A 24297-nucleotide genomic window follows, 5' to 3' on the forward strand; every position below is an offset into this window, starting at 1 on the left:
ACGACGGCGTTGCTGCCCTGCGCGGGACGGGCACTCGGCAGCGGGCGGCGAGCGGAAGGCGCCACCCTCTTGTTTGTTGGTAACAAATCCACTAAGTTTCAAAATTGGAATGCGAGATTTTTCGCACGCTCCATTGATAATCCACAAGCAGCGATGGAAGGATCCAGGCATTGGACCGCAATTCGACTTTGCCCCGCGACGTCAGCAAGTTGTTTTATAAGGAAGAACGGCTCGCTTTGTTCATTGATGGCGCGAACCTCTACGCCGCTGCGCGTTCATTGGGATTTGACATCGATTACAAAAGGTTGCGGGACGGCTTTGCCGGAGAGGGCCGGCTGATGCGCGCCTTCTACTACACCGCGTTGGTTGAGGATCAGGAATACTCGCCGATCCGGCCGCTGGTCGATTGGCTCGACTACAACGGCTACACCATGGTCACCAAGCCGACCAAGGAATTCACCGACGCGTCCGGCCGCCGCAAGATCAAGGGCAACATGGACATCGAGCTGGCCATCGACGTGATGGAAATGGCCGACCATGTCGACCACATCCTGCTGTTCTCCGGCGACGGCGACTTCCGCCGGCTGGTGGAGGCGGTGCAGCGCAAGGGCGTTCGCGTCAGCGTGGTCAGCACGGTGCGCTCGCAACCGCCGATGGTCGCCGACGAACTGCGCCGGCAGGCCGACAACTTCATCGAGCTGCAGGAACTGGCACCTTTCATCGCCCGCACCCACCATCACCGCGAACCGACCGCCGGCCACCAGGACCACCAGAGCGGCCCGACGATGTACGACCCCGACGATCGCGGCTGATCCCGCGCCGGCCAAGCGGCTAAATAGCACGAAAAAAGGAGCGCTCTGGCGCTCCTTTTCGCTTTGTGGGACGGGGCAAACGCCTAGGCGGGACGCGCCCCGCTCCGGTGCCGCGCCATGCGGTCGGCGGTGGTCAGCGCCGCGATCAGGCTGGTCGCGTTCGCCGTCCCCGTCCCCGCGATGTCCAGCGCCGTGCCGTGGTCGGGCGAGGTGCGGACGAAGGGCAGCCCCAGCGTGATGTTCACGCCGCTGTCGAAATCGACCGTCTTCAGCGGGATCAGCGCCTGGTCGTGATACATGCACAGCGCCGCGTCGAAGCCGCGGCGGGCGGCGGCGTGGAACAGCGTGTCGGACGGCCGCGGGCCGATGACCTCGATGCCCTCCGCCCGCAGGGCCGCGACCGCCGGAGCGATGATGTCGATCTCCTCGCGGCCCATCGCCCCACCCTCGCCGGCGTGCGGGTTCAGCGCCGCCACCGCCAGCCGCGGCCGGGCGATGCCGAAGTCGCGGGCCAGCGCCGCCGCGGTGACCTGGCCGGCGTGGATGATGGCCGCGCTGGTCAACTGGTTCACCGCGTCGCGCAAGGCGACATGGATGGTGACCGGCACCACCCGCAGGTCGGCCGCCGCCAGCATCATGATCGGCTCGTCCGTCAGCCCGGCGAGATGGGCCAGATACTCGGTGTGGCCGGGATGGCGGAAGCCGGCGGCGTAGAGCGCCGATTTCTGGATCGGGTTGGTGACCACCGCGGCGGCCTCGCCCGCCCGCACCAGGGCGACGGCGCGGTCGATGCTGGCGATCACCGCGGCCCCGTTCGCCGGATTGGGCGCGCCGGCAACCACCGGAACGGCGAGAGCCACCGGCAGCACCGGCAAGGCGCGGTCGAACAGGGCCACGGCCTCCGCCGCCGACCCGACCGCCTGCACCGGAACGGCCAGCCCCAGCCGAGCCGCCAGCGCCGCCAAGCGGGCCGGGTCGTCCAGCACGACGAAGGGCGGCAGACCTGCCTCGCGGCGCGCCGCCCAGGCCTTCAGCGTGATGTTCCCGCCGATGCCGGCCGGCTCGCCCATGGTGACGGCCAGCGGCAGCGCATCCGGCGGGGCGGCCATCAGATGCGCACCTCGATGAAGGCGGTGCGGCGCAGGTCGCGCAGGTAGCGCCGCGACAGCAGGTCGGCCCGCTCGTTGATCAGGTCACGCTCCACCTCGTCGCGGCCGGGCAGCTTGGCCTCCTTGACCGGCGCCGGGGCCGGGGCGGGGGCCGGCTTCGGCTGGGCTTCCGGCGGCGGCTGGATCATCGGGACGTCGCGCTTGCAGACGATCAGGATGACCGCGGCGGCCTGGCTCATCAGCACCGGGCTGGGCTGGCCCAGCGGGATGCCGAGGGCGAGGTTCTGCAGGCCGGGCGCCATGTCCTTGACCCGCATCGTGCCCATGTCGCCCGATTCCGGCATGCCGCTGTCCTTGGCCCGGGCCTGGAAGTCGCCGCAGCTCTTGATCGACTTGCGCAGCTTCTCCGCCTGTTCCTTGACCGCCTTGGCCTGCTCCTTGGACTCGATGGGGATGATGATCTGCTTCATGTTGACGGTGGCCTTGGCCACGTCGGGACGCGCCTGCGGGCGCGGCGCGGCGGGCTGGGCCGCCGGCATCGGCATCTCGCCGCCGCTGCTGCCGAAGGGCCGCTGCCCGCGCACCAGCAGGATGTGGTAGCCGGTGGCGGTGCGGATCGGCGCGGACAGCTGGCCGGCGCGCATGCCGGACAGCGCCTTGTCCACCTCCGCCGACAGCTCGCCGGTGCGCACCCAGCCCAGGTCACCGCCCGAGGCGGCGCCGGCCGACTGCGAGAACTGACGGGCCAGCGCCGAGAAGTTGCCGCCGCGCTTGACCTCCTCGACCAGACGGTCGGCGTTGCGCCGCACCTCGTCGTCCTGGTCGGGGGTGTCGACGGCCAGGAAGATTTCGGCGACCAGATATTCCGGCTTGCCGATGTTGGCCTTCAGCCGCTCCATCGCCGCGTCGACCTCGTCCTCGCCGACGACGATCTCCTGGCGGCCGCGGCGCTGCATCACCTTCTGCCAGGCCAGCAGCGCCTTGATCTGGTCCTTGAGGGTGGAGACCGGCACGTTCTGCCGCTTCAGCATCTCGTCGAGCTGGCCTCGGTTCATCCGGTTCTGCTCGGCGATGCGCTTGATCGCGTCGTCGATCTCGGAGGCCGAGACGCTGACACCCTGGCGCTTGGCCTCCTGCATCTGCAACCGCTCGTCGATCAGCAGGCGCAGCACCTGCGGGGCCAGCCGCTGGCGCGTCTCCTGGCTTTCGGCGGCGCCGGCGTTCAGCAGCGCCATGCGGATGCGGGCGTTGACGTCGGAGACGGAGACCACCTCGTCGTTGACGACCGCAGCAATGCCCTCGGCACCCGGCACCCGCGGGGCGGCGGCACTGCCGGGCGCCTTGTTCGACTGCGCCGCGGCGGGCAGAGCCAGAAGGGCGCAGGCAGTCGCCACGGCGAAGGCAGACCGGACGGCTCGCAAACTCGACATGGTGCTCAAGCTCCAAAAACGGGTCGCCCGTTATTACGGTGGGCTCAGTCCCTGTGCAAACGGAATCCGATCCGCCTTGATTCTGTGCGGAATTAAGGCGGCGGAATTATGACCGCCCCGGATAACCGGCGCCTTGCGACGGTTCGCCCCGGAGATCGCGCCACCAACCCGCCGCGATCAGCCATCCTCCAGATGCAGCAGGGCGGCGGTGCCCAGCAGCAGGCTGATGCCCGCCGGGCTCCAGGCGGCCATGATGATCGGGATCGTTTCCGACATGCCGAAGGTGCGCACCACGTCGGTCATCACGAACAGGACGAATCCGGTCAGCACGCCGCCGGTGACCATCGCCATGGTGCCGCCGCGCCGCGGCAGCCGCAGCGAGAAGGCGGCGGCGAACAGCACCATCGCCAGGAACAGGAACGGCTGGGCCAGCAGCGACTGGTAATGCAGCCGGTGACGCACGGCCGGGAACCCGGTGGTCTCCAGCGTGTGGATGAAGCGCGGCAGCTCCCAGAAGGAAATCGTCTCCGGCGGGGCGAAGCTCTCCTCGATCGTCGTCATGTCGAGTTCGGTCGGGATGGTGTAGCTCTCCAGCTTCTCCGGGTCCTTCCGCGCCATGTTCAGCACGGCGTCCTGCAACTCCCAGCGCCGGTCCTTCAGCGCCGCCGCGGGCGAATCAACGCGGCCGAGATAGGTCTGGTTGGCGTCGAACAGGAAGACGATGACGTTCGACAGCTCGAAGGTCACCGGGTTGACCAGCTCGGCGTGGATGAAGAACTGGTCGGTCTCGTTGCTCTGGCGCAGCCACAGGCCGGACCGCGAGATGTTCAGCGAACTGGACTGGAGCTTCAGGTAACGGTCCTGCAACTGGTCGTACTTGGCGATGAACACCGCGCCGACCGGGTTGATCAGCGTGACCTTCACCACGCCGATGGCGGCGGCGGCGAACAGCACCGGCATCAGGAATTGCCACGCCGACACGCCGACGGCGCGCGCCACCACCAGCTCCGCGCTGCGGGTCAGCCGCCAGAAGGTGAACATGCCGGCGAACAGGATGACGAAGGGGAAGATCTGCTGCCCGATCTCCGGCAGCTTCAGCAGCGCCATCTCCACCACCAGCCCGAAGGTGACGTGGGGCTTGGTGCCGGCGCGGCGCAGCAGCTCGACGGTGTCCAGCAGCAGCACGATGGCCAGCAGGATCACCATCAGCAGGCAGAACCAGACGATGAACTGGCGCCCGATGTAGCGGGACAGGGTCGGCGAGGAGTACATGCGGTGTCCGGTCTCCGGATCCCCGGCCGCGGCGCCGTGCAACCGTGGGCGCCCGCCGGAACGAGTCCCGGCTGTTTACCCCTGTTGCAGCGCGATGACAACCGCGCCCGCCGCGCGCCATGGCGGCCATGTGCGAAATGGCTCCCCCGCCTCGGCCCCGTTTTCCGGCTGGACTTCCCCGGTCCGGCAGCCAAACTATCTGTGGGGCAAGGGTGTGCACGGGAGGGCCGGTCGATGACGGACACCACGGTCGCAATCCGCGAGGCGCGCGCGACGGACGCCGCCGCCATGGCGCGGGTCCATGTGCAGAGCTGGCGGTCGACCTACCCCGGCATGATCCCCAACCCCTTCCTGGTGGCGCTGTCGGAGCCGGCCGCCGCCCAGCGCTGGGCCGCCATCGCCGAGGCCAGGGCGCCCGGCCAGGGCGCCTTCGTCGCGGTGGACGTCGCCGGCGCGCTGGCGCCGCCGGGCACCGTGGTCGGCATCGCCTCCTTCGGGACGCGCCGCGTCGCGGTGGAGGGCCACACCGGGGAGTTCCACGCGCTCTACCTGCTGGACGACGCCAAGGGCTACGGCATCGGCCGTCGGCTGATGGCGGCGATGGCCGACCGGTTCCTGGCCGCCGGCATCCGCTCCGCCGCGGTGTGGTGCCTGCGCGACAACCCGTCGCGCTGGTTCTACGAACGGTTGGGCGGCCTGCGCGTGGCGGAACGGCCGATCCGCTTCGCCGGCAGCGATCTGGTGGAGATCGCCTATGGCTGGCGCGACCTGACGCCGCTTGCACGCTTGTCGGCGGGGCCGGAGGTGCGGTAGTGAAGGGCCTTGAGTCCCCCGCATCAGGATTCGTCGATGTCCAGCGCCGCCTCCCTGTCCTCTGAACGCGTTCTCATTCTCGATTTCGGGTCGCAGGTCACCCAGCTCATCGCCCGCCGCGTGCGCGAGAGCGGTGTCTACTGCGAGATCCACCCGTTCGGCATGAGCGACGAGCGCATTCGCGAGTACGACCCCAAGGCCGTGATCCTGTCCGGCAGCCCGGCCTCCGTCACCGAGGCGAACGGCCCGCGCGCGCCGCAGGCGGTGTTCGACCTGAAGGTGCCGGTGCTGGGCATCTGCTACGGCCAGCAGACGATGTGCCACCAGCTGGGCGGCACCGTGTCGGGCTCCGACCACCGCGAGTTCGGCCGCGCCTTCATCGAGATCAAGGAGCCCTGCGCCCTGTTCGACGGGCTGTGGGACATCGGATCGCGCGAGCAGGTGTGGATGAGCCACGGCGACCGCGTCACAGCATTGCCCCCCGGCTTCCGCGCGGTGGCGGTCAGCGACGGCGCGCCCTTCGCCGCCATCGCCGACGACCAGCGCCGGCTGTACGGCGTGCAGTTCCACCCGGAGGTGGTCCACACCCCGCACGGCGCCCAGCTGCTGGCGAACTTCGTCCACCGCGTCGCCGGCATCACCGGCGACTGGACGATGGCCGCCTTCAAGCAACAGGCGATCGAGAAGATCCGCGCCCAGGTCGGCAGCGGCAAGGTGATCTGCGGCCTGTCGGGCGGCGTCGATTCGTCGGTGGCCGCCGTGCTGATCCACGAGGCGATCGGCGACCAGCTGACCTGCATCTTCGTCGACACCGGCCTGATGCGCGCCGGCGAGTCGGAAGAGGTCGTGCGCCTGTTCCGCGACCACTACAACATCCCGCTGGTCCACCGCGAGGCGTCGGACCTGTTCCTCGGCAAGCTGGCCGGCGTCACCGACCCGGAGCAGAAGCGCAAGATCATCGGCGGCCTGTTCATCGACGTGTTCGACGAGGAAAGCCACAAGATCGGCGGCGCCGAGTTCCTCGCCCAGGGCACCCTCTACCCCGACGTGATCGAGAGCGTGTCCTTCACCGGCGGCCCGTCGGTCACCATCAAGTCGCACCACAATGTCGGCGGCCTGCCCGACCGCATGAAGCTGAAGCTGGTCGAGCCGCTGCGCGAGCTGTTCAAGGACGAGGTCCGCGCGCTGGGCCGCGAACTCGGCCTGCCGCCCGCCTTCATCGGCCGCCACCCCTTCCCCGGCCCGGGCCTCGCCATCCGCGTCCCCGGCGAGATCACGCCGGAGAAGCTGGAGATCCTGCGCAAGGCCGACACGGTCTATCTGGAGGAGATCCGCAACGCCGGCCTCTACGACGCGATCTGGCAGGCCTTCGCGGTGCTGCTGCCGGTGCGCACGGTCGGCGTGATGGGCGACGGCCGCACCTACGACCATGTGCTGGCGCTGCGCGCGGTGACCTCCACCGACGGCATGACCGCCGACTGGTTCCCCTTCCCCCACGACTTCCTGGCGCGGGTGTCCAACCGCATCGTCAACGAGGTCCGCGGCGTCAACCGCGTGGTCTACGACATCACGTCGAAGCCGCCCGGCACGATCGAGTGGGAGTGAGGCGGGGTTCCGCCGACCACCGTTGAAGATCGGTCACGGAAAAGGGGCGGGAAACCGCCCCTTTTTTCCGTCCGAAGCGATCGGGCGTGCAAACCCTGGCTTGAGAAATCCAGACGCCAGGGAACCGGATAGCGCTCATGCCACCGTCATCCCCGCGGAGGCGGGGACCAGCCATTCCGCAAGTGAAGCGATGGGTAAGCGGGATTCCCGCCTTCGCGGGAATGACGGAAATCTTTCGAAACACCCGGCTCGTCCGGTGGGATTATCCCAGCCGTTTACCCGTTCAGAACAGCGGTTCGGCGTGCTGGGACCGGCCGCGCCGCTTGCCGCGCACCGGTTTGGGCGTGGACGGCAGCAGCCCTTCCTTCTGGGCGCAGAGGTCGTGCCAGACGCGACCCGGGCGCTCCGGGGTCCAGTACATGGGTTCCCCCAGCAGCACCTCGTCACCGCAGCAGGAGCAGGGCGGGTAGGGGCTGGATGTGTGTTCGGACCGGTCCATCCCACCTCTATGCCAGTGCCGACGCGCTCCGTAAGTGATGCGGATCAAATCCGACCGCAAGGATGCAAAAAAATTGTGTGCGGGAAGGCGCCGCCAAGCGCCCGCCCCCCTTACATCCCCGGGCCGCTGGCCAGCGCGACGCAGACGCGGTCGCGGCCGGCCATGCTGCCGCAGCCGTCGGCGCGTTGCGAGACGAAACGCATGACCACCCGCTCGCCCTTGCCGGCGGCGGCCTGCGGCGGCAGCAGCGCCTCGGCCACCTGGGTCGCGAACTGCGGGGCGACCTGATGCACCGTCGCCGGCGAGGCCGACTCGAGGCTGGCGACCTGGATGGGCTTGGCGACCGCGGCGGCGGGTGCGGGCGGCGTGATCGAGGCGACCACCACCGGAGCCGGAGCGGGTTCCACCGCCTTCGGTTCCATCCGCCGCGGCTCGACGGCGCGCGACGGCGGGGACGGCAGCGGGGCCTCGGCCGAGGCCACCACCACGGGGGCCGGCTCGGCACGCTGCGGCGGCAGCGACGCCGGCGACGCGGAGGTCCCGCGCGGCTTGGGCGCGTCGTCCGGCACCACCGCCACCTCGATCGCCGAGGCGCCGACGGACTGCGACGGCTCGCGCGGGGCGGAGCCGCGCAGCACCGGGGTCAGGGCCGCCAGATACAGCTTGGTCTCGCGCGGCAGCCTCTGCTTGCCGGCCAGATGCTGGGCGTAGCAGGCCGGGCCGCAATTGTAGGCGGCGAGGAACCCGGGGGCGCCGAACAGGTCGTACATCTGGCGCAGATAGGCGGCGCCGGCCATCACGTTGTCATGCGGATCGGACGGATCCGGCCCCAGCCCATACTGCACCCGCATCAGATCGTAGGTGCCGGGCATCACCTGCATCAGGCCGATCGCGCCGGCGGAACTGGTCAGCACCTTGCCGCTGCTGCCGGTGGCGCGCCCGTTGCTCTCGCGCATCATCACCGCGCGAATCCATTTTTCCGGCATGTCGTAGCGTTGCGACGCCTCGCGGATCAGCGGCACCCAGCGGGCCAGCGGGTCGTTCGGATCGGGCGCATAGGCTGCCGCCACCGGGGCCGCCGCGGTCTGCGGCGGTTCGGAGGCACAGCCGGCAAGCCCGAGGGCACCGACGGCCAGGCACAGCACCGCACCGGCGGCGTGGATCGTCGCGAGGTTTCGTTTGACCACGAGTGGATTTCCGAGCAGTTGGCGCAGGCGGGCAAAGTGTCGGAACGTTTCTCCAATGTACAGCTCATGCCTGTCAAGCGACAACGTGACCTTTTCTTGACGCCTGTCCCGATGATGCCTTGCCCCGCACTGGACAATTCGGATTTTCGGCAAATCTCCATAAGCCGTTCTTCAGTGCCGAACGAACAGAGGACCGGCGCGACAATGAGAACCTTGACGGAACATCGCCGCCATCCTTAATGGAAGGCGGCGACCGGGCCTGCAACCCGCCCTCCAGCCCACGGCACCGGGCACTGGCCACCGAAAAGCGCTGCCGAACAGGGCCGCCGAACAGGATCGAGTGTGATGACCGCCCCGCACAGGACCGTGTCTCCGGCACCGCCGCCGCTTCATCTCCAGCGGCCCGACCCCGCCCAGGATGAGCCCGCCCAGGGGCTCGTCCGGGAGCCCCCCCTCCCCCACCCGCGGCGGTTCCGCCGGCTGGGCTGGCTGCTGCTCCTGCTGTTGGTGGTGGCCGGGGGTGCGGCGCTTTGGCACGCCCGCGGCCCGGCCGCGCCCCCGGCCGCCCCGGCCCTGCCGGCGGCCGAACGCCCGGTCGAGCTGGCGGCGCTGGAGGTGACCACCGTCGCCCCGCGCCGGCTGGCCGACACCGTGCGGCTCAGCGGCTCGGTGGCGCCGATGGAGCAGTCGGCGATCAAGGCGGAGGTCGCGGCCCGGCTGTCGGAGGTGCTGGTGCGCGAGGGGCAGGCGGTGCGCCGCGGCCAGGTGCTCGCCCGGTTCGAGACGGTGGAACTCGCCGCCCGGCTGACCGAGAAGCAGGCCAACCTGGAGGGCGCCCGCGCCCAATTGGTGCTGGCTGACAAGACGCTGGCCAAGAACCGCACGCTGAACCGCAGCAACATCGTGTCCGACACCAGCCTGGATCAGGCCGAAAGCAGCTTCCGCTTCCAGGAGGCGCAGGTCGGCGCGCTGGCCGCCCAGGTCGAGCTGGCGCGCAAGGCGCTGCGCGACGCCGTCGTGGTCAGCCCGATCGACGGCATGGTCGCCACCCGCGCGGTCAACCCGGGGGAGACGCTGGCGGTCAACGCCGCCATGTTCACCGTCGTCGACCTGTCGCGGGTGGAGGTCGAGGCGACCGTCCCGGCGGAGCAGGTGGCGCGACTCGCCGTCGGCCAGACGGTGGCGCTGCGGGTGGAGGGCTTCGGCGACCGCGACTTCCCCGGCCGCATCGCCCGCATCAACCCGATGGCGCGGGCGGGATCGCGCGCCATCCCGGTCTATGTGACCGTCGACAACCCGGACGGCATCCTGCGCGGCGGCATGTTCGCCGGCGGCGAGGCGCTGGTGGCGGAGGCGGCGAACGCCGTCGCCGTGCCGCCGGTGGCCATCCGCCATGACGACCAGGGCGACTTCGTGCTGGTGGTCGCCGACGGCCGCACGGCGCGCCGGCCAGTGACGCGGCTGGCCGTGTGGGCGCGCGGCGATCTGGTGCAGGTCGACGGGCTGGCGCCGGGCGACCGCGTCGTCACCGGCAACCTGCCCGGCCTGACCGCCGGGCGGGTCGTCACCGTCGCCGGCTCCTGACCCGGACAAAACCACCATGCCGATCACCCGCATCAGCGTCGACAACCCGGTCTTCGCCACCATGATGATGGTGGCGTTGATGGTGCTCGGCCTGTTCTCCTACAACCGGCTGGGCGTCGACCAGTTTCCCGACGTCGATTTCCCGGTGGTGGTGGTCAGCACCAGCTATCCCGGCGCCAGCCCGGAGACGGTGGAGACCGACATCACCCGCCCGGTCGAGGACGCGATCAACACCATCGCCGGCATCAAGACGCTGACCTCGCGCTCCTACGAGGGCCAGTCGGTCGTGATCGCCGAGTTCGACCTGAAGACCTCGTCGGTCCAGGCGCTGCAGGACGTGCGCGAGAAGGTGTCGGCCATCCGCGCCACCTTCCGCGACGAGGTGAAGGACCCGCAGATCACCCGCTTCAACCCCGACGACCAGCCGATCCTGTCGATCGCGGTGACGTCGGACCTGCGGTCCTTGCGCGACCTCACCACCATCACCGACCAGATCATCCTGAAGCGTTTGCAGAACGTCCGCGGCGTCGGCAAGGCGACCATCGCCGGCGGGGTCAAGCGCCAGATCCTGGTTCGGCTGAAGCCGGAGAAGCTGGAAGCGCTGACCATCGGCGTCGACGAGGTGATCGCCACCGTCTCGGGCGAGAACCAGGACGTCCCCGCCGGCACCGTCAGCGGCCAGGGCCGCGAGCGGGTGGTGCAGGTCGAGGGGCGCGTGCGCAACCCGCGCGAACTGCTCGACCTGATCGTCGCCCGGCGCGGCAACAGCCCGGTGCGGCTGGGCCAGGTCGCCGAGGTGCTCGACGGCCAGGAGGAGCAGGACTCCGCCGCCTTGCTGAACGGCAACCCGGCGCTGGCGGTCGACGTGGTGAAGGTCCAGGGCGCCAACACGGTGGAGGTCGCCCGCGGCCTCCAGGCCGCCATCCGGGATCTGCGGACCAGCGGCGCGCTGCCGCCCGACGTGACGCTGGCGGTGGTGCGCGACAGTTCGCGCGGGATCACCAACTCGCTGAACAACGTGCAGGAAACGCTGCTGGAGGGCGGCGTGCTGACCATCCTGATCGTCATGGTCTTCCTGGGATCCTGGCGCAGCACGGTCATCACCGCGCTGACCCTGCCGGTGGCGGTGCTCGGCACCTTCGGCGTGCTGGCGGCCTTCGGCTTCACGCTGAACATCATGACGCTGATGGCGCTGTCGCTGGCGATCGGCATCCTGATCGACGACGCCATCGTCGTGCGCGAGAACATCATGCGCCATCTCGGCCGCGGCCAGGGTCACCGGCAGGCGGCGCTGGACGGCACGGCGGAGATCGGGCTGGCGGTGCTGGCGACCACGCTGACCATCGTCGCGGTGTTCCTGCCGGTCGCCTTCATGGGCGGCATCATCGGCCGCTTCTTCCTGCAATTCGGCATCACCGTGTCGGCGGCGGTGCTGATCTCGCTGTTCGTGTCCTTCACGCTCGACCCGATGCTGTCCAGCGTCTGGTACGACCCGGCGGCGCACGGCCGCCACGGCCGCTCGGTCTTCGGCCGCTTCGCCGCCGGGTTCGAGCGCGGCTTCACCGCCCTGTCGCATGGCTACGGCCGGCTGCTGCGCTGGGGCTTGCGGCGGCGCTGGCTGGTGCTGCTGGCGGCGGGCGGCATCTTCGCCGGCAGCTTCGTCCTGGTGCCGCGCATCGGCGTCGAGTTCGTGCCCGCCGCCGACCTCGGCGAGCAGATCGTCGAGGTCGAGGCGCCGGTCGGCTCCTCGCTCGCCACCACCACCGCCAAGGTGCGGCAGGTCGAGGCGGCGATCCGCGAATTCCCCGAAGTCGCCTACACCTACGGCACCGTCAACACCGGCGTGTCGGTCGGCCACAACCGCGGCAGCGTCTTCATCCGCTACACCCCGATCGAACAGCGCAAGCGCTCGCCCAACGACCTCGCCCCGCTGCTGCGCCAGCGGCTGTCGGCGATCCCCGGCGTCACCACCGGCATCGCCATTCCCGGCGTCGGCGGCGTGCAGAAGCAGATCCAGGTGTCGGTGCAGGGCCGCGACATCGCCGAGCTGGACCGGCTGTCGCAGCGGGTCGGCGCGGCGATGCGGGCGATCCCCGGCTTCGTCGACATCGACAGCACGCTGAAGGCGGCCAAGCCGACGCTGGCGGTGCGGCTGGAGCGCGACATCGCCAGCGACCTCGGCATCGGCACCGCCAAGGTCGCCGACACGCTGCGCCCGCTGTTCGCCGGCGACACGGTGTCGAGCTGGAAGGCGCCGGACGGCGAGAGCTACGACGTGCTGGTCCGCCTGCCGGAAGGCGACCGGGTCGGCCGCGCCGACCTTGACCGCATCTATTTTTCCGGCGGGGTCGACGCCAACGGCACGCCGCGGATGATCCCGCTGACCCAGGTGGCGGAGGTGACGACGACGCTCGGCGCCTCGCAGATCAACCGCCGCGACCTGCAGCGCGAGGTGAACGTCCAGGCCAACGTCCAGGGCCGCGCCGCCGGCGACGCCGGGCGCGCGCTGCAGGCGGCGCTGGCGACGATCGAGCTGCCGCCCGGCTACCGCATCGTCTTCGGCGGCTCGACCAAGGACATCGCCGAGACCAGCGGCTACGCCGCCCAGGCCCTGGCGCTGGCGGTGATCCTGATCTACCTGATCCTGGCCTCGCAGTTCGGCAGCTTCCTGCAACCGCTGGCGATCATGGCCTCGCTGCCGCTGTCGCTGGTCGGGGTGTTCCTCGGGCTGCTGGTGGCGGGATCGACGCTGAACATCTTCAGCGCCATCGGCTTCATCATGCTGATGGGGCTGGTGACCAAGAACGCCATCCTGCTGGTCGATTTCGCCAATCAGGCCCGGCGGCGCGGCGTCGCCCTGCATGACGGGCTGGTGGAGGCCGGCATCATCCGCCTGCGCCCGATCGTCATGACCACCATGGCGATGATCTTCGGCATGCTGCCGCTGGCGCTGGGCATCGGCGAGGGCGCCCAGCAGCGCGCCCCGATGGCCCACGCGGTGATCGGCGGGCTGCTGTCCTCCACCATCCTGACGCTGCTGGTGGTGCCGGTGGCGCTCAGCTACCTCGACGGGCTGTCGCGGCGGATGAAGCGCTGGTTCGCCCACAAGGACCCCGACGCGGCGCAGCCGGCGGAGTGAACCTCGCGATCACACCAACGCCGCCGACCGGGCCGAGCTTTCGACGCCGATCGTCGTCCGATTCTCGTCCACCCAGCGCCCCGCCGCTTCGCGCCCGGCGTCGCGCAGCCAGCTGAGGAAGCCCCAGTCGGTCATCAGCTTCGAATAGAGGCCCAGGTCCTGGAGATGCTCGTCGGCGTCGATCAGGTGCAGGCGCGGAGCGCCATCACTGCCGCCAAGCGCGCGCATCTCGTGCAGCAGCGTGGCGTTGAAGGTGATCTGGTTCAGGCGGGCGGCGATGCCGGCCGGGTCCTCCGGGGTGGTGGCGCAGGTCAGCGGGTTGATCGCCACCACCAGCAGGTCGGCGCCGGGGCAGGACTCGACCAGCGGGGACAGCGGCGGGTTGGCGAGATAGCCGCCGTCCCAATAATCCTGCCCGTCGATCCGCACCGCGCGGAACAGGTGCGGCAGGCAGGCCGACGCCAGCAGATGGTCGACCCCGACCTCCGTCTCGTCGAACAGCCGCAGCGCGCCGGTCCGCACGTTGGTGGCGCTGACGAACAGGCGCAGGCCCGACCGCCGGATCAGCGCCGGCTCCACCATCTCCGCCAGCAGACCGCGCAATGGGTGGAAATCCGCCGGCTGCGTCTGGTAGGGGGTGACCCAGCGCCGCGCCCAGTCCACCAGATGGCTGCCCGGCGCGTGGTCGACGTTCCAACGGCCGCGCAGCCGGTCGGACAGGCTCGGCCGGATCGGCCCCAGCCGGCCGGCGGCGCTCACCCGCTCCCAGAAACCCGCCAGTTCCGCCCGCGCGCCATCGCGTCCGCCCAGCGGCCCACCACGCGCCCAGCCCTGCACCACCATCACCGCGTTCATCGCCCCGGCGCTGGCCCCGCTGACCCCGGCGAGGTCGATGTCCTCCTCCAGCAGCCGGTCGAGCACGCCCCAGGTGAACGCCCCATGCGCCCCGCCGCCCTGCAACGCCAGCGCCAGCCGGGGCCGCGGCGCCGGCAAGGCCAGCATCGGCTCCGGCGCCGGCAGTTCCAGCGGTTCCGCCGGCATGGCCGGCCGAACAGGTTCGGGCCTGCGGCGCACGCGGTTCAACAGCTTGCGGATCATGGTCATGGTCGGCACGTCCTCAATCACTCATGCTGCATTGCAACATGAGCAGAGGCTTGAGCATCGGCAAGGGGGTATGCCGATGAGGCATGGGTGTTCTTCCGTCCGCTGGGATCCCCTCTCCCCCGGGGGAGAGGGAGGAAGGCGCAGGCCACACGCCATTGGAAAGCCGCCCCCATATGCACTAAGTAGGCACACACCCCGAACGCCGAGTTCCCCCTTGCCCACCATCATCGCCATCGACGACCCCGACGACCCGCGCATCGAGCCGTACCGCGATGTGCGGGAGCGCGACCTCGTCGGCCGCGACGGGCTGTTCATCGCCGAGGGGGCGGTGGTGGTGCGCAGCCTCGTCGTCTCCACCCGCTACCGCGCCCGCTCGCTGCTGATCGCCGACAAACGGCTGGCGGCGCTGGAACCGATGCTGGCGTCGTTGCCCGCCGACACGCCGGTCTACACCGCCAGCCAGCCGGTGCTCGACCGCATCGCCGGCTTTCCGTTGCACCGGGGAATCCTGGCGGTCGGCGAGAAGACGGTGATCCCGACGGCGGCCGACCTGCTCGGCGGCTGCGGGCCGGTGGCGCGGGTGGTGATGCTGTTCGCCATCGGCAACCACGACAACATGGGCGGCATCTTCCGCAACGCCGCCGCCTTCGGCGCCGACGCGGTGATCCTCGACCCCAACTGCTGCGATCCGCTCTATCGCAAGGCGATCCGGGTGTCGGTCGGCGCGACGCTGCTGGTGCCGACCGCAAGGCTGGCGCCGGGCGAGGACCCGCTGGCGCTGCTGGATCGTTTCGGGTTCGACGCGGTGGCGCTGAGCCCCGGCGGCGGCGAGACCCTGGCCGCCCTGGCCCCGCCGCGCCGCGCCGCCCTGCTGTTCGGGTCGGAGGGGCCGGGCCTGCCGCCCGCCCTGCTGGCCCGCGCTCGCGGCGTGCGCATCCCGATGGCCGGCGGCTTCGATTCCCTCAACGTGGCGACGACCAGCGGCATCGTGCTGCACCATGTCGCCAGCGGACAGGACGCATGAGCGACCACGCCCCCGAGCTGCCCGCCGACCCGCATCTGGTCCACGACCTCGCCGTCGCCCATCCGGAGGTGACGACGCTGGGCGCCGCCGGGCTGCTGCGGATGACCGACGCCGAGGCGCGCGGGCTGGTGCCGCTCGGCCTGCCGCTGCCCAAGGGCAAGCGCGACCTGCTGGTCCCGGCGGAGCGGCGCGAGGCCATCCTGATGGAGATCGCCGGCCGCATCGACCGCGCCCGGCGGCGCGACGCGCTGCTGGCCCAGGGGCGCCGGGCGCTGGCCGGCAGCCGCACCGCGCTGCTGTCCTGCGACGACCGCACCCGCGTGCGCGCCGTGCGCAGCGACGCCCTGCCCTGGCCCGGCCTGCCGCAGCCGGTGCAGCTCCAGGCGTCCCGCACCCTCGACGCGCTTGAGCTGTCCGACCTGTCCGACGCCGAGCTGGCGGCCCGGCTCGACCATGACCCCGCCCTGGCCGGCGCGCTGGAGGCGGCGCTGTCGCGCGTCGCCGCCGCCCTGCGCGGCTTCGCCGGGCGGGCCGGCGACGATCCCGACTGGGGCTTCGCCAGCCTGGCCGGGCGGCTGTCGAAGGCCGCCCGCAACCGAACCGACGCCGACGAGCTGCTCGACCGCTGGGAGCGGGAGTACGACCAGTGGCGGCGCGACCGGGCGGAGGCGCGCGGCCGCGCCTATGTCGACCGTCAGTTCGACTTTTCCCGCTTCGAACGGCTGTTCCCGGTGGCGCGCGGTATGAACCGCCGGCTGGTGCTGGTGATCGGCCCGACCAATTCCGGCAAGACGCACCGCGCCATCAGCGCGCTGAAGGGCGCCCGCGACGGCGTCTATCTGGCTCCCTTGCGTCTGCTGGCGCTGGAGGTGATGGAGCGGCTGAACGGCGAGGGCACGCCGACCACCCTGATCACCGGGGAGGAGGAGATCCGCACGCCCGGCGCCCGTCACACCGCGTCGACCATCGAGGTGATGGACCCCGACCGTCCGGTCGAGGTGGCGGTGATCGACGAGATCCAGATGCTGGCCGACCCGACGCGCGGCTGGGCCTGGACCGCGGCGCTGATGGGGGTGCCGGCCGAAACCGTCTACATCCTCGGCGCGCCGGAGGTCCGGCCGCTGGTGGAACGCGCGGCATCCCATCTCGGCGAGCCGCTGGAGGTGGTGGAGCTGGAGCGCAAGACGCCGCTGTCGATGCTCGACCGCCGGCTCGACTGGCCGGAGGTCGAGCCCGGCGACGCGCTGATCGCCTTTTCCCGGCGCGAGGTGCACAGCGTGCGCGACACGCTGCTGGCGCGCGGCCTGTCGGTCGCCGCCATCTACGGCGCGCTGGCCCCGGCGGTGCGGCGGCGCGAGGCGGCGCGCTTCCTGGCCGGCGAGGCCGACGTGGTGGTGGCGACCGACGCCATCGGCATGGGGCTGAACCTGCCCTGCCGCCGCGTGCTGTTCACCGCGCTGGAGAAGTTCGACGGCAGCGCCGTGCGCCCACTGACCGCGACGGAGGTCAAGCAGATCGCCGGCCGCGCCGGCCGCTACGGCCAGTTCGAGGAGGGGCATTTCGGCGTCATCGCCCGCGGCACCCCGGCCACCCTGAAGCGCCTGCTGGAGCAGCCCGACCGCCGGCTGCACGCCGACGCCCCCCTGCCGGTCCGCCCGACCCGCGCCATGCTGGCCCGGCTGGCCAGCCACATCGAGGCCGACGAAACCCGGTTGCTGGTGGAGTGCTTCGCCGACGCCGCCACCGCCGGCTCGCCCTTCCGGCTGGCCGACCTGTCGGCGTTGCGGCGGGCGGCGCCGATGCTCGACGCGCGGCGACTGGCGCTGTCGGCGCGGCTCGACCTGCTGCTCGCCCCCGCCGACCTGGAGGAGCCGGAGGACGCCCGCGTCTTCGCCGCCATCCTCGACGCGGTCGAATCGGGCGACCGGCTGCCGCTGGCCCGGCTGATGCCCGACCGTTTCGACGGGTTGGCGGCCGACGTGCTGGAAGGGCTGTCGCGCGCCTGCGACCTCTATTTCTGGGCGTCGCGCAAGTTCCCCGATGTCCTGCCCGACCGCGAGCGGGTGCGCGGCGCCCGCGACGCCATCGGCCAGCGCCTGTCGGACGCGCTGGCCTCCCGCGCCCGCCGGCGCGAGGCGCCGCCCGCCGCCGGCTTCCGCGGCGCCCCCCGCAAGCGGTTCGGACCCCGGCGGCGCTAGACCACAGCGGAGCTGTGTGGCGGAAGAGCCACCACATTGCGGCTTGACGCTGTTGCTGTGCGAACAAACTATGATCTGCGCTGTTCTGAACAGGGCTGCATCCCGCCGGCTTCGCATCGCCACCGATAGACACCATCTATTGAATCGTTTGGAAGTGCCGATTGGACACTATCGCCCAACCCTGCCACTCTGCCATCACCGGCCAAGCATAAGGCCGGCCTTTCCGGACCGTTCAGGAGCAACCGGCGTGACGACCGCAACCGACATCGCACAGACCGCCGACCGCAACCCGCTGCCGACCCCGGCGCCGGGCCGCCGCTTCTGGACCATGCTCGGCCCGGGTTTCGTCGTGGCGGTCGGCTATATGGACCCCGGCAACTGGGCGACCGACATCGCCGCGGGGTCGAGCTTCGGCTTCGCCCTGCTGTCGGCGGTGCTGATCGCCAGTCTGGCCGGCATTTTCCTGCAGACGCTGATCGTCCGGCTGACGCTGGCGACCGGCAAGGATCTGGCCCGGCTGATCCGCGACCGCTTCCCGCGCCCAGTGGCGATGGTGGTCTGGCTGGTGTCGGAACTGGCGATGATCGCCACCGATCTGGCCGAGCTGCTGGGCAGCGCCATCGCGCTGAAGCTGCTGTTCGGCATCCCGATCATGGCCGGCGTGCTGATCGCCGCGGTGCTGACCTTCGCCATCCTGGCGCTGCCCGGCGCCCGCGGCCGCGCGCCGGAACTGGTGGTCGGCGCGCTGATGAGCGTCGTCGTCGTCTGCTTCGCCTGGGAACTGGTGATCGCCGGCCCCGACCCGGTCGCCGTGCTGGCCGGGCTGGTGCCCAGCGTCGAGTTGGCCCGCGATCCGGAGATGCTGTACCTGTCGCTGGGCATCATCGGCGCCACCGTCATGCCGCACAACCTGTTCCTGCACTCCGGTCTGGTGCGGTCGCGGCTGGCCGCGGTGACGACGGAGGAGGAGCGGCAGCGGGCGGCGCGCTGGCTGACCATCGACCTGACCACCGCGCTGGCGCTGGCCGGTCTGGTCAACGGCGCCATCCTGGCGGTCGCCGCCGTCGCCTTCCAGGGCGCCGCCGGCACCGCGGCGCCCGGCATCGAGGACGCCCACGCCCTGCTGGGCGGCAGCATCGGCGGCGCCGCCGCGCTGATCTTCGCCATCGCCCTGCTGGCCGCCGGCCAAAGCTCCACCACCACCGGCACCATGGCCGGGCAGATCGTGACGGAAGGCTTCCTGAACCTGCGGATGCGGCCGATGACCCGCGCGCTGATCACCCGCAGCGCCTCGCTGGTCCCGGCGCTGGCGATCCTGGGCGTATCGGGCGACCAGGGGGTGGACGAGTTGCTGGTGCTGAGCCAAGTGGTGCTGGCGCTGACCCTGCCCTTCATCCTGGTGCCGATGCTGTTGCTGCTGCACAACCGCAAGATGATGGGTGGCCTGGCGATGGCGCCGCTGACGCTGCGGCTGGCCAGCCTGATGGTCCTGGTGCTGACCGGCCTGTCGGGCTGGCTGGCCGGGGCGAGCGCCATGGCCTGAGCGGCGGCGTCACCAGCCAGCCCACGACAAGCCCGCTCGACCCGGAACGGGGAATGGTCCATGTTGCGGCCCGTCCCCGTTCCCCCTCGACCCTCCTCCGGTGCCCGCCCCATGGACCCTGCGCTGCAACAACGTCTGGCCGACCTGGAAAGCCGCCTCGCCCACCACGAGCGCATGGCGGAGGACATGTCGGAAGTGATCATCGCCCAGGGCAAGACCATCGACCGGCTGACCCTTCAGATCCAGCGCCTGCGCGACCGCCTGGAAACGGCGGAATACGCCATCCTCTCCCCCGAGGACGATCGGCCGCCGCCGCATTACTGAGGGCCAGCCCCAGGCCGGCCCCTCCCCTCAGGCGAAGCCGTCATAGACCAGTTCGGTCATCATGCCGGTCGTCATGTGCAGCAGGTTGTGGCAGTGCAGCGGCCAGCGGCCCGGGTTGTCGGCGTCGAAGGCGACGGTGACGCTCGCCATCATCGGCACCAGCACGGTGTCGCGCACCGCCCCCACCACCGGCCGGCCGTCGATCGCCACCACCTGGAAATGATGGCCATGCAGGTGCATCGGGTGCGCCATCATCGAGGCGTTCTCGAAGGTCAGCTCCACCCGCTCGCCCGGCCGGACAAGGATCGGCCGGTGCGCGCCGAAGCCGCGGCCGTCGAGGCTCCAGGCATAGGGCGCCATCGACCCGGTCAGGGTGACGCGTTGCACCAGGTCGGCCTTGCGGGTCGCCAACGGCGTCAGCGCCGACAACTGCCGCTCCAGCCCGAGGTCGAGCGCCTCGGTCGGCGCGTCGCCCTGCCCGTCCAGCCGGGTGACGGTGGCGCCGGGGGTGGCCAGCACGATGCCGGTGCGCTGCGGCCCGCCCTCGCGCAGGGCCAGGATGGGGAAGGCGCCGCCGCCGGCCGGCAGGGTCAGGCGGATGTCGAGCCGCTGGCCCATCGACAGGCCGAACCGGCTGCCCGCCACCGGCCGCACCGCGTTGCCGTCGACCGCGATCACCTCGCCGCTCAGCGTGCCGAGGTCGAGGTGGAAGGCGGTGGAGGTGGCGCCGTTGATGACGCGCAGCCGCACCCGCCCGCCCCGCTCCACCCGCACCACCTCCGGGTCGGCCAGGGTGCGGTCGTTGGCCAGGAAGGCGTCGTATTCGACGTCGTTCAGGTCCATCACCATGCCGCCGCCGGTGCCTGCCGCGGGCATGGCGTGCCCCATCTGGGCATGGTTCATTTGGGCGTGGTCCATCGCGCCGTGGTCCATCGCGCCATGCCCTGCCGCGCCCTGCTCCGTGGCGCCATGCCCCGTCGCACCGTGCCCGTCATGGGCCGCGCCGTCGGCGGTCCCGACCAGCAAGGCCAGCAGTTCGGCCGGGTCGCGGAAGGTGAAGTCGTGCAGCAGGATGGTGACCTCCTGCTCGTCGGCGCCGCGGTCCGCCTCGCTCCGGACGATCAGCGGCGCCGCCATCAGGCGCTGCTCCTGCAGGCCGTGGTGGGAGTGCATCCAGTGGGTGCCGGGGCGCGCCGCGAAATCGTAGCGCGCGGTGCCGCGGTCGGGGATCATCGGCCGGTTGGTGTCGGCGACGCCGTCCTGGAGATAGGGCGGGGTCTGGCCGTGCCAGTGGATGACGCTGTCCTCCCCCGCCCGGTTGGCGAGATCGACCAGAAAGCGCTGGCCGGCGTCGAGCGTCAGGCCCGCCGTGCCGTCGGGCTGGAGGATGCCGAACACGCTGGCGGCCTGACCGTTCACGTCCAGCAGACGGCGGCCGATCGTCAGCCGGATCGGATCGCCGGGGACCCGGGCGAAGGCCAGCGTGGACCGGGGCATGGCGGGCAGCAGCGCGGCACAGCCACCGGCGACCGCCGCCGACAGCAGACGGCGGCGCGAAAGCGAGAGAGTCATCCTGGACTCCGGAAGATCGGGAACGCGAAGGGGGAAGGTTCGGGCGCGGCGTGGCGCGTCAGACCGGCCGTGGCGGCGGCAGGTCGGGACGGATCCCCAGCCCGTCGTTCAGGGATGCCGACCTCCAGGACACCGGCGAACGGCCGGGGTGGCCGCCCACCGCCAACCCGACCCCGATAACGGCGGCCTGCATCGCGGTGCAGGTCGTCCCGGCGCAGCAGGGCGGAACGGCCGGCCGGGCCGCGTGGCGGGATGCCCCGGCGTCAACCGACGGCGGGACCGACGCCACGGCGCTGGAGGATGTCATGGATGGGGAGATCGCGGCGCCGCCGTGCGGGCAGGCGGCCGACGCGGCGCCGGTCCACAGCAGGACGGCCAGCGCCAGCATGCCCAGCGTCCATGCGCCGGCAACGCCCGCCATCCGTCCCCGCAGCCCGGTCCTGCCGCGCATCGGCATCGCAGTCCCCCCGTGTGTGTTCGACCTTCCAGATAGGCGGTTCGCCGGGTGCGGTCAATCGCCTATGCCCCTGTGGTCAGAGGCTTCCCCATACGGCCATAGGTGTCGTCCCGAACATGGAACTGCAACACGCGGTCCCTATATTGGCGGTCACCCGAAACAGCCCCACGCCGTCCGTCATGTCCGCCTCCACCCGTTCGGGCCAACCGAACCATCCGGAAACGTCCGGCACTCCGGACCGCCGGGAGCGTCAACTTCATTGCGCCTGCTGCGGCCGCCCCTTCACCCGTCCGTCGACGCGGGGCCCGGCGCCGCTCTATTGCTCGGCCGATTGCCAGAAGCAGATGCGGGTGCGGACGCGGGTGTGGAGCCAGCGGGACGACGCCCCCGTCAGCCTGCGTCGCCTCTCCTAGAGTCCATCAGGCGCTCATTGACGCGCCTGATGGACTCCAGGCTTTTGGTCTTCGGGATTTTGGTTTTCCGTGTGATCCACGCTTCAAGCGATTCCGCTTGAACCGACCACACGCCAACGGCCATCAGCGGATCTCGACCGTGGCGCTGTCGCTGCGGCCGTCGGCGTCCAGCACGGTGACGCGGACCACCCCCGGCCCCTCCGGCCGCCACACCACCTCGCGCGCGATCGGCGAATAGGCGATGCGCCGGCCGTCGATCAACCAGGACAGCGGCCGCCGGCCGCCGCTGGCCGACAGGGTCATCGGCTCGCCCTTGCCGTCCGGCCCCAACGATTCCAGCACCATGTCGCTGACCGGGAAGGTCAGGCGCAGCCGGTCGGCCGGCTGGGCGCCGGCCACCACCGGCCCCTCCCCTGGGCGCAGCCGGCGCAGCAGCTCCGGCGGGGCGTCGTTGCGGACCGGTCCGGCGGGGCGCCCGCGGTCGGCGGGCAGCCGGTCGAACAGCTCGAACAGCAGCGGGGCGGCGGTGTTGCGGCCGTAGTGGTCCGGGCTGGGCGTGCCGTCGGGCCGCCCGACCCAGACGCCGACGGTGTAGCGCCCGGTCACACCGAAGGCCCAGGCGTCGCGGAAGCCGTAGCTGGTGCCGGTCTTCAGCGCCACCGGGCCGCTGCCGCGCAGCTCCTGCGCCTGGACGACGCCGGGCGGCGGCGGCGAGCCTTCCAGGATGGCGCGCACCTGCTGGGCGGCGGTGGCGGACAACAGCCGGTGCTCCGGCCCCTCCGCCTCGTCGCGGACGGTGCGCAGCGGCGCCACCAGCCCGTCGCGCGCCAGCCCGCTGTAGAGCGACGCCATGTCCCAAAGGCTGATCGAGGCGCCGCCGAGCGCCACCGGTAGGCCGGGCAGCCCGGCGCCGGCCGGCATCACCAGCCGCGCCCCGGCCCGCCGCAGCGCGTCGGTGAAACGCAGCGGCCCGACCCGGTCGAGCACCAGCACCGCCGGCACGTTCAGCGAGCGCTGCAGCGCCTCCATCACCGTCAGGTCGCCGGTGAAGCTGCGGTCGAAGTTGCGCGGCGCGTAGTCGCCGAAGCGGGTGGAGACGTCGGCGATCTGGGTCAGCGGGTGGATGATGCCGTCGTCGAAGCCCAGCCCATAGATGAAGGGCTTCAGCGCCGACCCCGGCGAGCGCACCGCCCGCACCATGTCGATCGGCCCCTGCCGGGTGTCGTCCAGCACGTCCGGGCTGCCGAGATAGGCGAGGACGGAGCGGTCGCGGTTGTCGACCACCAGCACCGCCAGCCCGGCGTGTGAGGTCAGGGTCTCCGCCGCGCGGCGGGCCATCGCCTCGACCGCGTGCTGCAGGGCGCCGTCGATGGTGGTGACGATCACCGGCCGGTCCGGGTAGCGCCCGCGCAGCCGGCCGGCGAGATGCGGGGCCGAGGCCGGCAGCGACAGGCGGGCCGCCGGCACCGGCTCGGTCTTCGCCTCCGCCACCGCCTTGGCCGGCAGCGCCCCGGCCTCCGCCACCCGGTCGAGCACCTTGTCGCGCGCCACCCGCGCCCGCTCCGGGTAGCGGTCCGGCCGCAGATGCGAGGGCGACTGCGGCAGCGAGACCAGCAACGCCGCCTCCGCCGCGTCCAGCTCGACCGGCGGCTTGCCCAGCAGCATCAGCGACGCGGCGCGGATGCCCTCGATGTTGCCGCCGTAGGGGGCGAGCGTCAGGTACATGCCGAGGATGTCGCGCTTGCTGTAGCGCCATTCCAGTTGCGCCGCCCGCGCCGCCTCGATCAGCTTGGCGGTCAGGCTGCGCGGCCGCGGCTCCAGCAGGCGGGCCACCTGCATGGTCAGGGTGGAGGCACCCGACACCACGCGGCCGGCCCCGAGATTCTGCGCCGCCGCCCGCAGCACCGCCGCCGGATCGACACCCAGATGGCTGTCGAAGCGGCGGTCCTCATAGGCCAGCAGCAGTTCGACGAACAGGGGGGAGACGTCGTCGACCGTCGCCGGCAGCCGCCACGCGCCGGCGGCGTTGGTGAAGACGCGCAGCGGCGCGCCCTTGCGGTCGGCCACGGTGACCGACAGGTCGTTCAGGGGCCCGAGCGGCGGCGGGAACAGCCGGTCGAGCGCCAGCGCCGTCCCCAGCACCAGCGCGACGCCGGCCGCCGCACCCGCCGCCCACCGCTGCCCCCGCCCCTGCCAAAGCCGCCGCAACCCG

Annotated in this window: 18 protein-coding genes; 9 read left to right on the forward strand and 9 right to left on the reverse strand. The window is 71.4% G+C overall.

Annotated elements, in window-relative coordinates:
• The first annotated feature begins 209 nt into the window (after positions 1-209).
• A complete protein-coding gene (locus TSO352_RS22790) occupies positions 210-812 on the forward strand; it encodes an NYN domain-containing protein (protein ID WP_109110814.1) in 603 nt (200 codons plus the stop codon).
• Positions 813-895: 83 nt separating this feature from the next.
• Here the strand turns inward: TSO352_RS22790 and pdxA are convergent, their stop codons facing one another.
• The 3 genes from pdxA to lptG form a co-directional block, all read right to left on the reverse strand.
• Positions 896-1921: a 4-hydroxythreonine-4-phosphate dehydrogenase PdxA gene (gene pdxA / locus TSO352_RS22795; protein ID WP_109109478.1), complete on the reverse strand. Its 1026-nt coding sequence runs from the start codon at positions 1919-1921 to the stop codon at positions 896-898.
• Positions 1921-3351, reverse strand: a complete 1431-nt coding sequence (locus tag TSO352_RS22800) for a peptidylprolyl isomerase (protein WP_109109479.1) — start codon at positions 3349-3351, stop codon at positions 1921-1923. Before TSO352_RS22800 ends, pdxA begins: the two co-directional genes overlap by 1 nt.
• A 177-nt stretch (positions 3352-3528) precedes the next feature.
• Positions 3529-4623: an LPS export ABC transporter permease LptG gene (lptG, locus tag TSO352_RS22805; protein ID WP_109109480.1), complete on the reverse strand. Its 1095-nt coding sequence runs from the start codon at positions 4621-4623 to the stop codon at positions 3529-3531.
• A 234-nt stretch (positions 4624-4857) separates the two neighbouring features.
• Here lptG and TSO352_RS22810 point away from each other — a divergent pair, with 234 nt between their 5' ends.
• Positions 4858-5436: a GNAT family N-acetyltransferase gene (locus tag TSO352_RS22810; RefSeq protein WP_109109481.1), complete on the forward strand. Its 579-nt coding sequence runs from the start codon at positions 4858-4860 to the stop codon at positions 5434-5436.
• A gap of 36 nt (positions 5437-5472) precedes the next feature.
• Positions 5473-7041 carry a glutamine-hydrolyzing GMP synthase gene (gene guaA, locus TSO352_RS22815; protein WP_109109482.1) on the forward strand — a complete coding sequence of 523 codons (1569 nt, stop codon included), beginning with the start codon at positions 5473-5475 and terminating at the stop codon, positions 7039-7041.
• Between the two features lie 283 nt (positions 7042-7324).
• On the opposite strand, the gene TSO352_RS22820 is transcribed toward guaA, so the two are convergent.
• Positions 7325-7540, reverse strand: coding sequence for a hypothetical protein (locus TSO352_RS22820; RefSeq protein ID WP_109109483.1), 216 nt, complete (start codon positions 7538-7540; stop codon positions 7325-7327).
• A 110-nt stretch (positions 7541-7650) separates the two neighbouring features.
• Positions 7651-8727, reverse strand: a complete 1077-nt coding sequence (locus tag TSO352_RS22825; protein ID WP_247872325.1) for a lytic transglycosylase domain-containing protein — start codon at positions 8725-8727, stop codon at positions 7651-7653.
• A 345-nt stretch (positions 8728-9072) separates the two neighbouring features.
• Between TSO352_RS22825 and TSO352_RS22830 the strand changes: the two genes are divergently transcribed.
• A complete protein-coding gene (locus TSO352_RS22830) occupies positions 9073-10311 on the forward strand; it encodes an efflux RND transporter periplasmic adaptor subunit (protein WP_109109484.1) in 1239 nt (412 codons plus the stop codon).
• A gap of 16 nt (positions 10312-10327) precedes the next feature.
• Positions 10328-13450 carry an efflux RND transporter permease subunit gene (locus TSO352_RS22835; protein ID WP_109109485.1) on the forward strand — a complete coding sequence of 1041 codons (3123 nt, stop codon included), beginning with the start codon at positions 10328-10330 and terminating at the stop codon, positions 13448-13450.
• A gap of 9 nt (positions 13451-13459) precedes the next feature.
• Here TSO352_RS22835 and TSO352_RS22840 read toward each other — a convergent pair whose 3' ends face one another.
• Positions 13460-14554 carry a patatin-like phospholipase family protein gene (locus TSO352_RS22840; protein WP_109109486.1) on the reverse strand — a complete coding sequence of 365 codons (1095 nt, stop codon included), beginning with the start codon at positions 14552-14554 and terminating at the stop codon, positions 13460-13462.
• A 214-nt stretch (positions 14555-14768) separates the two neighbouring features.
• Here TSO352_RS22840 and TSO352_RS22845 point away from each other — a divergent pair, with 214 nt between their 5' ends.
• The 4 genes from TSO352_RS22845 (at position 14769) to TSO352_RS22860 (ending at position 19643) form a co-directional block, all read left to right on the forward strand.
• Positions 14769-15578 carry an RNA methyltransferase gene (locus TSO352_RS22845; RefSeq protein WP_109109487.1) on the forward strand — a complete coding sequence of 270 codons (810 nt, stop codon included), beginning with the start codon at positions 14769-14771 and terminating at the stop codon, positions 15576-15578.
• Entirely contained in the window at positions 15575-17776 is a 2202-nt protein-coding gene (locus TSO352_RS22850; RefSeq protein WP_109109488.1) for a helicase-related protein, read from the forward strand. Before TSO352_RS22845 ends, TSO352_RS22850 begins: the two co-directional genes overlap by 4 nt.
• Positions 17777-18023: 247 nt before the next feature.
• Complete coding sequence (locus TSO352_RS22855; protein ID WP_247872326.1) at positions 18024-19319, forward strand: Nramp family divalent metal transporter; 1296 nt, start codon at positions 18024-18026, stop codon at positions 19317-19319.
• 111 nt (positions 19320-19430) lie between these two features.
• Positions 19431-19643, forward strand: coding sequence for a SlyX family protein (locus TSO352_RS22860; RefSeq protein WP_109109489.1), 213 nt, complete (start codon positions 19431-19433; stop codon positions 19641-19643).
• Between the two features lie 27 nt (positions 19644-19670).
• Here TSO352_RS22860 and TSO352_RS22865 read toward each other — a convergent pair whose 3' ends face one another.
• The 3 genes from TSO352_RS22865 to pbpC all read right to left on the reverse strand — a co-directional run bounded on the left by TSO352_RS22865 (position 19671) and on the right by pbpC (position 24293).
• Positions 19671-21215: a multicopper oxidase domain-containing protein gene (locus TSO352_RS22865; RefSeq protein ID WP_109109490.1), complete on the reverse strand. Its 1545-nt coding sequence runs from the start codon at positions 21213-21215 to the stop codon at positions 19671-19673.
• 58 nt (positions 21216-21273) lie between these two features.
• Complete coding sequence (locus TSO352_RS22870; RefSeq protein WP_146210784.1) at positions 21274-21666, reverse strand: hypothetical protein; 393 nt, start codon at positions 21664-21666, stop codon at positions 21274-21276.
• A 542-nt stretch (positions 21667-22208) separates the two neighbouring features.
• Entirely contained in the window at positions 22209-24293 is a 2085-nt protein-coding gene (gene pbpC / locus TSO352_RS22880) for a penicillin-binding protein 1C (protein ID WP_247872327.1), read from the reverse strand.
• Positions 24294-24297 lie beyond the last annotated feature (4 nt).

It is taken from the genome of Azospirillum sp. TSO35-2 (assembly GCF_003116095.1).
Lineage (GTDB): Bacteria > Pseudomonadota > Alphaproteobacteria > Azospirillales > Azospirillaceae > Azospirillum.